16 protein-coding genes are annotated in these 12,833 nt (G+C 62.5%); 5 read left to right on the top strand and 11 right to left on the bottom strand.

Annotated elements, in window-relative coordinates; translation table 11 throughout:
• Positions 1 to 53: 53 nt before the first annotated feature.
• Genes HLH25_RS18730 through HLH25_RS18720 form a run of 3 tightly spaced genes read right to left on the bottom strand, consistent with a single transcriptional unit; the run spans position 54 to position 1,963 of the window.
• Positions 54 to 1,148, bottom strand: coding sequence for an alkene reductase (locus HLH25_RS18730; RefSeq protein ID WP_182975521.1), 1,095 nt, complete (start codon positions 1,146 to 1,148; stop codon positions 54 to 56).
• Between the two features lie 25 nt (positions 1,149 to 1,173).
• A complete protein-coding gene (locus HLH25_RS18725) occupies positions 1,174 to 1,809 on the bottom strand; it encodes a glutathione S-transferase family protein (RefSeq protein WP_182975520.1) in 636 nt (211 codons plus the stop codon).
• Positions 1,802 to 1,963, bottom strand: coding sequence for a hypothetical protein (locus tag HLH25_RS18720; RefSeq protein ID WP_182975519.1), 162 nt, complete (start codon positions 1,961 to 1,963; stop codon positions 1,802 to 1,804). The genes HLH25_RS18725 and HLH25_RS18720 overlap by 8 nt, the downstream gene beginning before the upstream one ends.
• A 114-nt stretch (positions 1,964 to 2,077) precedes the next feature.
• On the opposite strand from HLH25_RS18720, the gene HLH25_RS18715 reads away from it, so the two are divergent.
• Positions 2,078 to 2,962, top strand: coding sequence for a LysR family transcriptional regulator (locus HLH25_RS18715; RefSeq protein ID WP_182975518.1), 885 nt, complete (start codon positions 2,078 to 2,080; stop codon positions 2,960 to 2,962).
• 333 nt (positions 2,963 to 3,295) lie between these two features.
• Here HLH25_RS18715 and HLH25_RS18710 read toward each other — a convergent pair whose 3' ends face one another.
• From HLH25_RS18710 to hmpA, 3 genes are all read right to left on the bottom strand, one after another.
• The gene (locus HLH25_RS18710; RefSeq protein WP_182975517.1) at positions 3,296 to 3,862 is read right to left on the bottom strand and encodes a carboxymuconolactone decarboxylase family protein; all 567 of its coding nucleotides are present in this window, start codon (positions 3,860 to 3,862) and stop codon (positions 3,296 to 3,298) included.
• 405 nt (positions 3,863 to 4,267) lie between these two features.
• Positions 4,268 to 4,636 carry a DUF488 domain-containing protein gene (locus HLH25_RS18705; protein ID WP_182975516.1) on the bottom strand — a complete coding sequence of 123 codons (369 nt, stop codon included), beginning with the start codon at positions 4,634 to 4,636 and terminating at the stop codon, positions 4,268 to 4,270.
• 62 nt (positions 4,637 to 4,698) lie between these two features.
• Complete coding sequence (gene hmpA / locus HLH25_RS18700; protein ID WP_182975515.1) at positions 4,699 to 5,907, bottom strand: NO-inducible flavohemoprotein; 1,209 nt, start codon at positions 5,905 to 5,907, stop codon at positions 4,699 to 4,701.
• Positions 5,908 to 5,989: 82 nt separating this feature from the next.
• Between hmpA and HLH25_RS18695 the strand changes: the two genes are divergently transcribed.
• A complete protein-coding gene (locus tag HLH25_RS18695) occupies positions 5,990 to 6,433 on the top strand; it encodes an Rrf2 family transcriptional regulator (protein WP_182975514.1) in 444 nt (147 codons plus the stop codon).
• Positions 6,434 to 6,498: 65 nt separating this feature from the next.
• Here the strand turns inward: HLH25_RS18695 and HLH25_RS18690 are convergent, their stop codons facing one another.
• The gene (locus HLH25_RS18690; protein ID WP_182975513.1) at positions 6,499 to 7,053 is read right to left on the bottom strand and encodes a flavodoxin family protein; all 555 of its coding nucleotides are present in this window, start codon (positions 7,051 to 7,053) and stop codon (positions 6,499 to 6,501) included.
• A 121-nt stretch (positions 7,054 to 7,174) separates the two neighbouring features.
• Between HLH25_RS18690 and HLH25_RS18685 the strand changes: the two genes are divergently transcribed.
• Positions 7,175 to 7,639: a winged helix-turn-helix transcriptional regulator gene (locus HLH25_RS18685; RefSeq protein WP_182975544.1), complete on the top strand. Its 465-nt coding sequence runs from the start codon at positions 7,175 to 7,177 to the stop codon at positions 7,637 to 7,639.
• 190 nt (positions 7,640 to 7,829) lie between these two features.
• On the opposite strand, the gene HLH25_RS18680 is transcribed toward HLH25_RS18685, so the two are convergent.
• Entirely contained in the window at positions 7,830 to 8,735 is a 906-nt protein-coding gene (locus HLH25_RS18680) for a LysR family transcriptional regulator (protein ID WP_220791912.1), read from the bottom strand.
• A gap of 122 nt (positions 8,736 to 8,857) precedes the next feature.
• Here HLH25_RS18680 and HLH25_RS18675 point away from each other — a divergent pair, with 122 nt between their 5' ends.
• Both HLH25_RS18675 and HLH25_RS18670 read left to right on the top strand, forming a co-directional pair.
• Positions 8,858 to 10,534 (top strand): alpha-keto acid decarboxylase family protein, encoded by a 1,677-nt coding sequence (locus HLH25_RS18675; protein WP_182975512.1) that lies wholly within the window; start codon positions 8,858 to 8,860, stop codon positions 10,532 to 10,534.
• Positions 10,483 to 10,752, top strand: a complete 270-nt coding sequence (locus HLH25_RS18670) for a hypothetical protein (RefSeq protein WP_182975511.1) — start codon at positions 10,483 to 10,485, stop codon at positions 10,750 to 10,752. The genes HLH25_RS18675 and HLH25_RS18670 overlap by 52 nt, the downstream gene beginning before the upstream one ends.
• Positions 10,753 to 11,361: 609 nt before the next feature.
• Here HLH25_RS18670 and HLH25_RS18665 read toward each other — a convergent pair.
• The 3 genes from HLH25_RS18665 to HLH25_RS18655 are packed head-to-tail and all read right to left on the bottom strand — an operon-like array spanning position 11,362 to position 12,525.
• The gene (locus HLH25_RS18665) at positions 11,362 to 11,808 is read right to left on the bottom strand and encodes a DUF6691 family protein (RefSeq protein WP_220791911.1); all 447 of its coding nucleotides are present in this window, start codon (positions 11,806 to 11,808) and stop codon (positions 11,362 to 11,364) included.
• A gap of 1 nt (position 11,809) precedes the next feature.
• Complete coding sequence (locus tag HLH25_RS18660; RefSeq protein WP_114724942.1) at positions 11,810 to 12,226, bottom strand: YeeE/YedE family protein; 417 nt, start codon at positions 12,224 to 12,226, stop codon at positions 11,810 to 11,812.
• Positions 12,227 to 12,228: 2 nt separating this feature from the next.
• On the bottom strand, positions 12,229 to 12,525 hold the full coding sequence (locus HLH25_RS18655; RefSeq protein WP_182975510.1) for an ArsR/SmtB family transcription factor: 297 nt from the start codon (positions 12,523 to 12,525) through the stop codon (positions 12,229 to 12,231).
• Positions 12,526 to 12,833 lie beyond the last annotated feature (308 nt).

Raw genomic sequence — 12,833 nt, 5'->3', positions numbered from 1 at the left:
TGGGGGGATGCCGGCTCGGACGACGATCGGTCATTCCGGGCCGGAACGGGATTTCAACCGACGGATTCGACGGCCGGATAATCGGTGTAGCCATGCGCGTCGCCGCCGTAGAAGGTCGAACGGTCATACGCGTTCAGCGGCAGATTGCGTCGCAGACGTTCCGGCAGATCCGGGTTGCTGATGAACGCCCGCCCGAAAGCGACGGCATCGGCGTCGCCTGCCCGGATGATCGCCTCGGCACTGGCGCCATCAAAACCGCCAGCGGCAATGAGCGTGCCGCTGAAGGCGCCGCGCAAATACCGGGCCGCGACGGCATCGCTCTCGGCGACCAGTTCCGTGCCCTTGATGCGCGGCTCGACGACGTGAAGATAGGCGATGCCCATTTCGTCCAGTTTCTTCGCGACGTAGCCGAAGGTCTCCTGCGGATTGCTGTCGGACATCGAACCGTACGTGCCACTTGGGCTCAGCCGCACGCCGACGCGGTCCGCGCCCCACACATCGATAGCCGCCTGTGTTACTTCCAGCAGGAAGCGCGCGCGGTTTTCGATCGGGCCGCCATATTCATCGGTGCGATGGTTGGTGCCGTCCTGCAGGAACTGGTCGGGCAGGTAGCCATTCGCGCCGTGGATTTCCACGCCATCGAAACCGGCCATTTTCGCGCGCGCCGCGCCCTGCCGGAACTGTTCGATCACGCCAGGAATTTCATGAAGTGCGAGCGCGCGAGGCATCGAGAACGGTGCCGGCCCGTTCGGGGTATAGGCATCGCCTTCCGCCTGGATCGCGGACGGTGCCACGGGCGCGCCGCCCTCGGGCTGCAGATCGCGATGGGACTGCCGCCCAACGTGCCAGAGCTGCATGACGATCTTGCCGCCCCCCGCATGCACGGCATCGGTCACCGCGCGCCAGCCATCGATCTGCACGTCGTCATAGATGCCGGGCGCGCCAGCATAACCGTATCCTTCCCGCGCGACGGGCGTGGCTTCGGAAACGATGAGGCCGCCCCGGGAGGTGCGCTGGGTGTAATAGTCGCGCATGAGCGCACCGGCCCTGTCACCGGGTTCCGAACGCATGCGGGTCAGGGGCGCCATGACGACCCGATGGCCGAGCGACAGCGCACCCGCTCTGAAAGGCGTGAAAAGCATGGACATGATGTTTTCCTGGGTTGGGATGCTGTCAGTCTTGCGGAACGAGCGCTTCGACGCGGGCGATCCCGCGCTGCACGGCCGGGCGCGCTTCGATTGTTTCGTACCAGCGGGCGACATGCGGTGCGTCACTGAATGTGATGTTGGGAAAACCACGGCGCCACAGCCAGCCGAAATGGGCGATGTCCGCGATGGTGAAGTCTTCCCCGCCGACGAAGGGGCGCTGCGCCAGCACGCCGTCGAGCACGCCCAGCGTGCGTGTCGCTTCGGCGGCAAAACGCGCGATGGCGAGGGGCTGAGGCTCGGCGGCGAAGCGCTGGAAGAAGCCGGACTGGCCGAAAGCCGGGCTCAGACCGGAGGCGTGAAAGAAAAGCTGCTCGAAAACGCGGGCGCGCTCTTCCCCGCTGGCCGGCAGGAGCCGCCCGGTCTTCTCGGCGAGATAAACGAGGATCGCCGCTGATTCCGTGAGAACGAACGGATCGCCGCTCTCGGGCGTGTCGACGAGGACCGGCACCTTGCCGTTGGGATTCAGCCTGAGAAACTCTGGCGTCTTCTGTTCGCCCTTGCGGACATTGACGCCATGCAGCGTATAGGGAAGTCCCAGTTCCTCCAGCGCGATCGGCACCTTGACGCTGTTGGGCGTCGCGAAAGCATAAACATCAAGCATCGTCGTTGTCTCCTTCATGGCGGGCCTGCGGGCTGGAGAGAGCATGGCCGACCAACGCCAGCAGGGCATGAAGCGGGCTGCCGGTGAGCTGGAAGGCGAGCATGTCGTGCGCGATGGCCGGTTCGGACGCCGCGACAATGAAGGGTCCGAACATCGGGTCTTCTTTCTCTCTGGCCCGGCCTGTCCGGGTGAGGGAGACGATATCTTCCATGCCGCTCGACATGGCAGCCGTCTCGGGGCGATAAAGGTCATTCCTCGGAGGAATGGCATGGACCGATATCAGGCAATGACCACGTTCGTGCGCGTGGTGGAGACGGGCTCGTTCTCAGCCGCGGCGCGTCAGCTTGGCGTGGGGCAGCCGGCGGTTTCCAAGACCGTGGCGCAACTCGAGGCCCGGCTTCAGGTCAGCTTGCTGATCCGCACGACGCACGGCCTGACGCCGACCGAGGCCGGGCAGAACTTCTATGAACGCGCGCGCAATGCCATCCAGGAGGCGGACGAGGCGGAACGCGCCGCCAAGGGGGCGGGCATCGGGCTGTCCGGGCGATTGCGGGTGTCGGCGGCGACGACGTTTTCGCGCCTGCATGTGATTCCGAAATTACCCGCGTTTCTGGCGGCGCATCCGCAACTCGATGTCGATTTCCTCCTCGACGACCGGATGATCGATCTCGTGGCGGAGGGTGTCGATATTTCCCTGCGCATGGGCGCGCTTTCCGATTCCACAGCCGTTGCGAGAAAACTCGCGACCGGCCGGCGCTCGGTCATCGCAACGCCTGCATATCTGGCGCGTGCGGGATTACCGCGGCACCCTGCAGATCTCGCGAACCATGACACCGTCATCTACAGTCAACTGCCGAGCGTCTGGTCGTTCACGCGGAACGGGGCGGCGGTGTCGGTTTCCGTCTCGGGACGGCTGCGCGTCAGCGCCGCCGAAGGGTTGCGTGCCGCGATACTGGCGGACATGGGCCTGACCATCACGTCGGACTGGATGTTCGCGCCGGAACTGGAACGCGGCGCCGTCGTTCGGGTGCTGGAAGGGTGGTCGTTGCCCCCCATCGATCTCTGGGCCGTTTTTCCAGCCGGTCGTATGATGACCGCGAAAGCACGTCAGTTCGCAGGCTTCGTCGAGGATCTGATGAATTCGGTGGTGTGAGCGGTCTGGCTGGCAATTTTCAGAATGACCGCTCTACCCGACGACAACACTGGCCATTCCCACCGGGCCACTCCGCTGACGTTGAGACAATCGTCGAACGCACTGGGGCCTGTGACATGCACCATCACAGCCGGGTCATTTTCTGGAAACGACCGGCTTCATCCTTGCACCGGATGGCTCAATCGTGAATGCCGTCTATTCCACGCGGGCCATCAGGCGTCTCGTTCCCGGAGATATGATCCGGCTGGTCGCGTTCATGCGGTCCTGAAAATCTCGATAGTGTGCCCGGCTCCGGAAGAAAGGGCACTCGGCGTCATGCCGGGCGCCCGAACGTCACGACGCGTTGCCGGTCGGTTTCGTCCATTCATTCCCCTTCATGAAATCGTCGAGGGGGGTGTGGACAATGTGGTTGGTGTAATTGCTCATCACCTTGGTGGCGACGCCCAGCACAACCTCAAGCACGTTGCGGCGGGTGAAACCGGCATTGATAAAAGCGTCGACATCGGCATCGGCGACCTGGCCGCGATTGCGGACGACCAACGTCGTGAAGTGATGGAGTGCTTCCAGCTTCGCATCCGGCAAGGGCTTACCGGCACGCAAAGCCTCAATCACGGCCGCGTCCATCTTCTGCATTTTGGCCAGTGTCGTGTGACCGGCCATGCAGTACCGGCACTCATTCTCGTAGTTTGCGGTGAGGTAAACGACCTGCTGCTCATGAGCGGTCAGTGTCGTCTTGGAAAACAGATCCCAGAGTGCCGTGTAGCCTGCCAGCAATTCCGGTGACTCGGCCATGTAGGATTGCAGGTTGGGTACGAAGCCGAAAGCGCCCTTGACACCTTCGAAAATGGGGCGGGCCGCTTCGGGAGCGGTGTCGGTCGTATAAGCGGTGAATTGGGTCATTGGTCTGGTTTCCTCTCTGCCAAGGATTAGGTGACGGAGAGGAACCTGATCGATTGCTTGGAGTGGTCCTAGGGAGCGTCCGGGACTAACGATTATGCCCTGCTGGAATAGGTAGACCGGTTTACCAGTCGGTAGCTCTCGAGCAGGCCGTATCATATGTGCGGATGTCCCGCGCGAGACCATCGGAGGTGCATGTGCCGATGGCGCAACGTGAAATCGTACATCTTGAACGGACACCCGTTCGGCGGCCGCCAGCAGCATCACGCCACCATCAGATGTGAGCCGGCCACCAGCAAAAGCCGGTTCGGTGAAGATGCTCCAGTCTATTGTTTTTACGAGCATCTTCACCTGTTTGAATGCACGCATTCAAGCAGGATATGCTCTAAAAGCCGTCAGCGCGGGCGGTCACGCCCCGCGCAGAAAATCCCTCAACACCAGCGCATGGTTATGCGCCAGATCATGTGCCGCATACAGCAGCGTGACCTTTTCCCTGCCCGCGAGCGCCTCCAGTTGCGCGATCTCCGGATTTCCAGCCTGAAGTTCCCGGCGATACCGGGCCTGGAATTCCTCCCAGCGCGCCGGATCATGCCCGAACCAGTGCCGCAGATCCGGGCTGGGCGCCACGTCCTTCAGCCACAGATCCATCTTCAGCGCGTCCTTGCGCACCCCGCGCGGCCATAGCCGATCCACCAGCACGCGCACCCCGTCTCCGGGTTCAGGCGCGTCATACACGCGCTTCAGCCCGATTTCGGACCGATGATCGTCTCGCACCATAGCCCCCTCCATTCGCGCCGACCGTCCGAAGGGCTCCCCCCGGACAGCCGCACGACCATCGATCAGACGACGAGTTCCGGATCGACAGCAGACCCGAAGAACTCATAGCGGATCTGCGCCGCCGGCAGTTCCACCGCCCGCAACGTCCCCACCATGTCCCGCATGAACGCGTCCGGCCCACAGATATAATAGGTCGCCTCCCGGTCCAGCGTCTCGCGCAGCCAGCCCGTGCCGATGCGCCCGGCATGCCGCGTCACCCCCGGCCCGCCATCCTGAACCGTCCCATCCGCATGGGCGAAGAAGAAATCCGCCGTCAGCACGCCACGCGCGGCCAGATCACACACATCCGGCACGAAGGCCGCCGTCTCCGGCGTGTCCGACCCATGCACATACCGCACCGAACGTCCGGCCTTCGCCGCCAGTTCCGCCAGCATCGAGACCGCGGGCGTCAGGCCCACGCCAGCCGTCAGCAGCACAACCGCACCATCCGCCGCCTCGTCCAGCACGAAATCACCGGCCGGATTGGCAACCTGAAGCTCGGCCCCTTCCCGCACGCTATCGTGCAACCACGGCGACACGACGCCCCCCTCGGCCCGACGGACGCTGATCCGGTAATGATCCGCCCCCGGCGCCGAGGAAATGCTGTAATTGCGGCGCTGCGTCTCATGCCCCGGCACATCCAGCCTGAAGCTCAGATACTGCCCGGCCTTATGCCGCGCGATCGGCCCGCCATCGACCGGCACCAGCTCGAACGACACGATCGCCGGCGTCTCCTGCCTGCGCGCCCGCACGCGGAACGCCCGCCAGCCCACCCAGCCGCCCGGCTCCGCCTCATGCGCGTCATAGATCTGCTTTTCCCGGCCGATCAGGATATCGGCCAGAAACCAGTAAGCCTTGCCCCACGCATCCAGGATCTCCGGCGTCGCGGCATCCCCCAGCACCTGCGCGATGGCCCCCAGCAGGGCCTCGGCCACATACGGGTAATGCTCGGGCAGGATGTTCAGCCCGACATGCTTCTCCGCGATCCGCTCGACCATGCCGCCCAGCGCACCCAGCCGGTCGATATGCTCGGCATAGGCCAGCACCGCCAGCGCCAGCGCCTTGGGCTGCGCGCCGTCACGCTGGTGCGACATGTTGAACAGATCGCGGATCTGCGGATGCGCCAGCAGGCGCTTGTACATTTCCGTGGTGATATCCACCCCGTGCGCCTTCAGCGCGGGGACGGTGGCACCGATGATCGCACGGGTCGCGTCGTCGAGAGGAGCGGACATGGGTCCATCCTTTAAGGTTTATTTTCTATATACCTTTTCGGACAGATTGGAAAACCTGTCAAGAACGCGCATCTTTCCGATCATGAAACTGACGTTGCAAACCGACTATGCACTGCGCGCATTGATCTATCTCGGCAGCCGGACCGAGCGCCTGTCCTCGATCCGCGAGATCGCGGACGCCTACGGCATTTCCGAAGCCCACATGGTCAAGGTCATCCACCGTCTGGGCATGGCCGGCTTCATCGACACCATTCGCGGCCGCAATGGCGGCATCCGGCTTGCCCGCCCGGCCGCCGATATCAATATCGGCGCCGTCGTGCGCTACATGGAAGACGACATGGCCCTGCTGGCCTGCATGGGCGGCAATGCGGACACCGATCCACGCGCCCAGTGCCTGCTCATGCCCGCCTGCCGCCTGCGCGGCGTCCTGGGCGAGGCGCTACAGGCCATGACCACGGTCCTGGACCGCCACACCCTGGCCGACGTCATCACCCCCTTCGAACGCAACAGGCTCACCCCCCCCTGACCCCAAAAGCGGTTTCCAAAGGCACCGCCTTTGGCGGGGTGCGGGGCAGAGCCCCGCGAAAGCGTCTAACGCCTCAACCGCGCCGCAATCCCGGCCACCCGCTTGCCATAAAGCGCGGCCGTCTCCAGATCACCCTTGTGCACCTCATCCGCCCCCGCATCGGCCGGCGAACGCGCCAGCAGACCGACCGAACCACCCAGATTGTTCGGATCGTCCGCTGTCGCGGCCTTGGTGTTGGAGGGCGAAACGCCCAGGCTCACCCAGATCCCGCCATGCTGCGAGGCCAGCGTCTGCAACGTGATCAGCGCCACCTGCTTGTCGCCGTTCGGGCTGGCCGAGTTGGTAAAGCCGCCGAACACCTTGTCCTGCCACCCGCGCGTAAACCACACTTTCGAGGTCGCATCGGCGAATTTCTTGAACTGCCAGCTCACGTTGCCCATGTAGGTCGGCGTGCCGAAAATGATGGCATCCGCCGCATTCAGCGCATCCCAGTCCGCCTCGGCAATCTCGCCCTGCGCATCGATCGCGATGATCTGCGCCTCGGCACCACGCGCCACATGCTCGGCAACAGTTTTCGTGTGGCCATAGCCGGAATGATAGATAACGACGGTCTTGCTCATGTCTCGTTCCCTCGCGCTGACGCGGATTGCGATCTGCCCGACCCGGTTTCATATTGAAACTAGGTTTCGATTCCTGATACGCACCGACGCCACCGCCAGCAAGAAGGCACTTTTTCGAAACATGGTTACGCCCAGGAAACCGCCGCCCTGCCCGACCACCGGCACCGACCGGCCCACGGACGCGCAGACGACACCGGAGCCGGAGACCACCGTCCCCGCCTTCAACGTCTATGCCAGCGCCTGCCCCGCCCGCACGGTGCTGGACCGCATCGGCGACAAATGGGCGCTTCTGGTGCTGGGCCGCCTGCGGTACGAGGCCGCGCGCTTCAACGTCATCCGGCGCGACATCAGCGGCATCTCGCAGAAAGTCCTCTCGCAGGTTCTCAAAAACCTGGAACGCGACGGGCTGGTGCTGCGCACGGTTCACGCCACCGTCCCCGTCGCCGTCACCTACAGCCTCACCCCGCTGGGCGAAACCCTGACACAGGCCGCCACCAGCCTCATCCACTGGGCCGAGAGCCATATGGAGCAGATCCAGCACGCACAGCGCCAGTACGACGACCGCATGGCCAACGCGGCCCCCTGACCAGCCGCCCTTGCGTCGCTCTCTCCCGGAACCTGCCTTGCAATGCGCACTGGCAAGCGAGAGCCGCCCAAAGGACCGCGCCCGACATGTGTCTCCGGGCATCAAAGCGACGTGGCCTCGATGGCCATGAGCACCGAAGCACAGGAAACCCGCGTCGGATCGCCGCCGACGCCCCCGCCCGGACAGGTACTCACACCAACGCCGTCGCCCGCACCTGTTCGCGCACCGTCTCCACAAACCGGCGCAGCAGCGGCGTCGGCGGCTCCGGCCGCGTCGCCACGGCCAGCGTCGCGCGCGGCGCCGTCCCCGCGATCGGCCGGAACACCGCCCCACCGGCATGAATCTGGTCCAGGCTCGCCGGCACGATCGACACCCCCAGCCCCGCCGCCACCAGCGGCACCGCCGCCGTAATCTGCGGCGCCTCCTGCCCCAATTGCGGCGTGAATCCCGCATTCTGGCACGCCGCCAGGATCGCATCGAAAAAACCCGGCCCCAGCGCACGCGGAAACAGGATCAGCGGGTCCCCCGCCACATCCTGCAACGCCACCCGCGCCTGCCCCGCCGCCTTGTGCCCGACCGGCACCGCCAGCAGCGTCGGCTCCTCGAACAGCGTCTCGATCATAAACACCCCACCCGGCGCCGGCGGCCGGATAATCGCCACGTCGATCGTCCGCTCCGTCAGCGCCGCACACAGCGCCGGCGTGTTGCTCTCTTCCATCGTGATCACCGCATGCGGCAGCGCCAGCCGCAATTGCCGGATCGCCGCCGGAATCAGCGGCAGCAGCGACACCGCGCCGGCCAAGCCCACGCGCAGGCTACCGCGCTCGCCACGCCCCAGCCCCGTCGCCACCTCCACGAACTCCTGGCGCATCTGCAACAGGATGCCGGCCCGCTTCACCAGTTCGGCCCCCGCCTCGGTCGGCACCGCCCCCTGCCGCGAACGCACGAACAGCTTCAGCCCCAGCATCTGCTCCAGCGCACGGATCTGCTGGCTCAGCGGCGGCTGTTCCATGTGCAGCGCCCGTGCAGCATGCGTGAAGCTGCCATGCTCGGCGATCGCGGCGATGTAGCGCAGATGGCGGAATTCGATATTCATATCTCAGACATATGGATAACGGTGTTCGCATATATTGGACAGAAGAATATTCGCCTCCCAGTCTGCCCCCACGCAGCCGGGACGAACGGGTCGCCCCGGACACCTCCGGGGGAGTCCTCACCATGACCACCACAGTCGGCCAGTATCTTTCCGCCCGCCTCGGCCAGATCGGCCTGAAACACCATTTCGCCGTCGCCGGCGATTTCAACCTCATCCTGCTCGACGAACTGCTCGCCGAAGGCTCCACCAAACAGATCTATAGCTGCAACGAACTGAACTGCGGCTACAGCGCCGAGGGCTACGGCCGCGCCAACGGCGCCGCCGCCATGGTCGTCACCTTCAGCGTCGGCGCCCTCTCGGCCATGAACGCCATCGGCAGCGCCTACGCCGAAAACGTCCCGGTCATCATCGTCTCCGGCGCCCCCAACACCAACGATCACGGCACGGGCCACCTGCTGCACCACACGTTGGGCAACACCAATTACGGCTACCAGGCCGAGATGATGCGCCACATCACCTGCGCCGCCGAGGTCATCTTCTCCGCCGAACACGCCCCGCAGCAGATCGACAACGCCATCCGCACCGCCCTGCGTGAGCGCAAACCCGCCTATATCGAAATCCCCTGCAACCTCGCCAACGCCGCCTGCGCCGCCCCCGGCCCCGTCAGCAGCCTGCTGTCCGAACCCGCAGCCGACCCCGCCAGCCTGGACGCCGCGCTGGAAGAAACCGGCCGCTTCCTCTACGCCCGCGACAAGGTGGTGCTGCTGGTCGGCAGCCGCATGCGCGCCTCCGGCGTCATCGACCTGCTGCCCGCCCTCGCCGACCGCATGGGCTGCGCCGTCACCGTCATGGCCGCCGCCAAGGGCTTCTTCCCCGAAGACCACCCCGCCTATCGCGGCGTCTATTGGGGCGAAGTCAGTTCCCCCGGCGCGCAGGAACTCGTCGAGAGCGCCGACGGCATCCTCTGCCTCGGCCCGATCTTCAACGACTACGCCACCGTCGGCTGGCGCGCCACGCTCAAGCCCGAGAACACCCTGCTGGCCGACCTGCACGGCATCACCGTCAACGGACGCGTCTTCGAAGGCTTCTCCATCCGCCAGTATCTCGAAGCCCTGTCCGCCCGCGCCCCGCGCCGCGCCGGCTCCGCCGAAACCCCGCGCCAGCCCCTGCCCACCATCGCCCCGGCCCCCCGCGACGCCCGCCTGACCAACGACGAGATGACGCGCCAGATCAACACCCTGATCGACGGCAACACCACACTCACGGCCGAAACCGGCGATAGCTGGTTCAACGCCGTCCGCATGGACCTGCCCGGCGGCGCGAAGGTCGAAAGCGAAATGCAGTGGGGCAGCATCGGCTGGTCCGTCCCCGCCGCGCTGGGCGGTGCCCTCGGCGCCCCCGACCGCCGCCACGTCCTGATGGTCGGCGACGGCTCGTTCCAGCTCACCGCGCAGGAAGTCGCCCAGATGGTGCGCTACGAACTGCCGATCATCATCTTCCTCGTGAACAATCACGGCTACGTCATCGAAATCAAGATCCATGACGGCCCGTACAACTACATCAAGAACTGGGACTACGCCGGCCTGATCGCCGCCTTCAACGCCGAAGACGGTCACGGACTCGGCCTCCGCGCCACCACCGCCGGCGAACTGGCGGGCGCCATCGAACAGGCCAAAGCCAACACGCGCGGCCCCACCCTGATCGAATGCGACCTGGACCGTTCGGACTGCACCGAAACCCTGGTCAAATGGGGCACCAAAGTCGCCGCCGCCAACGGCCGCGCGCCCAAGGTGAACTGAAGAAAGAACCTTCTTTTTCTGAAGAAAAAGAAGCAAAAAGACTTTTATTCGTTGGTTTCTGGCGGATTGTTCCGCCGGAAACCAAAAAAGAATCTGACGAGAAGGAGAAGGGACAACAATCCCTTCTCCTTCCGCATTTTACAGTGATGAAATTCGCCTCTCGATTCTGGCCTTCTTTGACGCTCTCTTTGAAAGTTTCAACAGTTCCGCCTCGCTGAAATAATAGATGCCAGCATGAGGAAGCCTGATCCCATAACGATGCTGCTCCTGATAAGGGAGTTTTTCATCCTCAGGACCAATATCGGTTCTGATCTCTTCGATCCTGCCCACAAAATCGAGTGCATAGTTTCGAGGCCAGCCAGTATAGACGCGAACCATATCACCGACTAAAAACGGGCGGTACGATCCCCCGTCCCAGAACGAAGACCGATTTTATCCAATAATTTTCTTATAAACATCTGATTCACACCCCAGCGACATCAGCCCCGGCCTCTGGTGCCGGGTGGTTGACAACGCGCACGCTGGGACACGCGCCTCCCGTATTCCCTACGAGAGGTTTTGTATTTCGGGAGCCGCCCGACATAAGGGCTCTCCCAGCGTTTCCGCAACAATGCGCACCCATAGCCGGTTGTCACGCCAGCAAAAGGCAATTGCCCTATACCATGGGCCGCACATCGTCGCTAGAGACATTCCATTTAGAGATAAATTTCAACCCACCGAGCCAAACGTACCTGTCAAATATTACAGTCACAAAAAAGAACCGCCTACATCCACCATCGGCCCGACATGCGGCCGGAAAACCGGAGCGCGGCTCAACTGCTCATCGTTCAACAGGAGCGGAGCAAATATCGCCACACACCATTTCGATAAGAAAAAACGATTGTCCCCACGATAAGACCCAGCAGAAACAATAAACTCTTTGGCTGAAAAATAAAAAAGGACGCAATGGCGGGTCCGGGACACAGACCGGTCAATCCCCAACCCAATCCAAACAAACAGCTTCCTACGATCAACGATTTATCGATTTGTCTCGATGCCGGGATTTGAAAGGTAGCACCAAGAAGTGGCTGCGACAGATTCTTTTTCAGCCAGAACCCGCAGAATGTCACAAAGACGGCGCTCCCCAGAACGAATACCAAAGCAGGATTCCAATGCCCGGCAACATTCAGAAAAGACAGAACGTTGGAAGGATTAAGCATCCCGCCCAGAATCAACCCGAGACTGAATACGATCCCACATAGAAATGCTGCAATAGTTCTCATAACCGCGAACATGTTAAGTCCCCGTCAAAAGATGAACGATTGTAGCAGTTGCCATTCCCGTTCCGAGGAAGCAGATTACAGCCACTATTGAGCGTGGTGATAAACGAGCCAGTCCAATCACGCCGTGACCACTGGTACAGCCATTTCCCAAACGCGTGCCGAAACCGACCAGAAAGCCGGATATGAGGACAACACTCCAAGGCGCTCGGATTGTCATTTCAGGCCATACACCGGTCATAAGGCGCCAGAGCAGCGGACCACTGACCAACCCCAACAGCAAAGCGGCTCCCGGCCAGATATTTCTCCCCGAAAGTGTTTGAGCAAGCAATCCGCTGATGCCGGCAATGCGGCCGTTCAGCAGCAGATAGGCCGAGCAAGCCAGACCGATCAGGCTTCCTCCCGCAAGACTGTTCCAGTATATCGGGGACATCTTTATTCCTTCCGCTCGCAATAGATATGATGAAGAGCGGCGATAACCTGCCCTGCCTTCTCATCTGAAAGACGGTAGAAAACAGAAAGACCTTCCTTTCGGAACGTCACTATTCTCGCCGCCTTCAGGACTGTCAGATGCCTGGACAGATTGGGTTGATGTATACTCAGCTCGCTTTGTATCTGCCCAACCGACATCTCACCTTTAGCCAATGCACAGGCGATAAGGAGGCGATCGGAATGCGACAATGTTTTCAGCAATTCCGCCACACGAAACACATTGGCCTGCAAATCGTCCATTACCTCTATCTCTGCACCACCACACAATTATCGTTTTATCGATAAATAGATATTATTTCATAGAGTCAACCAAATTGTTGCATGGAGAAATATGTGGCTGTCGCATGTTCGCATTTCGCTCCCGTCAAAAGACCGTCTGCTTTCGCCTACATAGCGGAAGTACAAGACACCGCTTGCCTTTCGCATAGTGGATTTCTTTAGCCCGCATTTCTCACACGCTGATGTGGGGCGGTCTGACGGAGCGCCGTCAGCTGGTTGCGAGCGGTTCTGATCTGTTTTCGTAACAGGAAACCGAATTTTGGGCACGC

The sequence above is a fragment of the Gluconacetobacter dulcium genome, from assembly GCF_014174165.1.
Classification (GTDB): Bacteria; Pseudomonadota; Alphaproteobacteria; order Acetobacterales; family Acetobacteraceae; genus Gluconacetobacter; species Gluconacetobacter dulcium.
Note: the sequence above shows the minus strand (reverse complement) of the source record. Positions and strands in the feature narration are given on the sequence as shown.

What these genes read in the sequence shown, in the direction of transcription:
- HLH25_RS18705 (WP_182975516.1), bottom strand. Translation starts at nt 4,636, where the DNA reads ATGGTGCGAGACGATCATCGGTCCGAAATCGGGCTGAAGCGCGTGTAT.
- HLH25_RS18665 (WP_220791911.1), bottom strand. Translation starts at nt 11,808, where the DNA reads ATGTTCGCGGTTATGAGAACTATTGCAGCATTTCTATGTGGGATCGTA.
- HLH25_RS18690 (WP_182975513.1), bottom strand. Translation starts at nt 7,053, where the DNA reads ATGAGCAAGACCGTCGTTATCTATCATTCCGGCTATGGCCACACGAAA.
- HLH25_RS18660 (WP_114724942.1), bottom strand. Translation starts at nt 12,226, where the DNA reads ATGTCCCCGATATACTGGAACAGTCTTGCGGGAGGAAGCCTGATCGGT.
- HLH25_RS18730 (WP_182975521.1), bottom strand. Translation starts at nt 1,148, where the DNA reads ATGTCCATGCTTTTCACGCCTTTCAGAGCGGGTGCGCTGTCGCTCGGC.
- HLH25_RS18680 (WP_220791912.1), bottom strand. Translation starts at nt 8,735, where the DNA reads ATGAATATCGAATTCCGCCATCTGCGCTACATCGCCGCGATCGCCGAG.
- HLH25_RS18675 (WP_182975512.1), top strand. Translation starts at nt 8,858, where the DNA reads ATGACCACCACAGTCGGCCAGTATCTTTCCGCCCGCCTCGGCCAGATC.
- HLH25_RS18655 (WP_182975510.1), bottom strand. Translation starts at nt 12,525, where the DNA reads ATGGACGATTTGCAGGCCAATGTGTTTCGTGTGGCGGAATTGCTGAAA.
- hmpA (WP_182975515.1), bottom strand. Translation starts at nt 5,907, where the DNA reads ATGTCCGCTCCTCTCGACGACGCGACCCGTGCGATCATCGGTGCCACC.
- HLH25_RS18725 (WP_182975520.1), bottom strand. Translation starts at nt 1,809, where the DNA reads ATGCTTGATGTTTATGCTTTCGCGACGCCCAACAGCGTCAAGGTGCCG.
- HLH25_RS18695 (WP_182975514.1), top strand. Translation starts at nt 5,990, where the DNA reads ATGAAACTGACGTTGCAAACCGACTATGCACTGCGCGCATTGATCTAT.
- HLH25_RS18715 (WP_182975518.1), top strand. Translation starts at nt 2,078, where the DNA reads ATGGACCGATATCAGGCAATGACCACGTTCGTGCGCGTGGTGGAGACG.
- HLH25_RS18720 (WP_182975519.1), bottom strand. Translation starts at nt 1,963, where the DNA reads ATGTTCGGACCCTTCATTGTCGCGGCGTCCGAACCGGCCATCGCGCAC.
- HLH25_RS18685 (WP_182975544.1), top strand. Translation starts at nt 7,175, where the DNA reads ATGGTTACGCCCAGGAAACCGCCGCCCTGCCCGACCACCGGCACCGAC.
- HLH25_RS18670 (WP_182975511.1), top strand. Translation starts at nt 10,483, where the DNA reads ATGGGGCACCAAAGTCGCCGCCGCCAACGGCCGCGCGCCCAAGGTGAA.
- HLH25_RS18710 (WP_182975517.1), bottom strand. Translation starts at nt 3,862, where the DNA reads ATGACCCAATTCACCGCTTATACGACCGACACCGCTCCCGAAGCGGCC.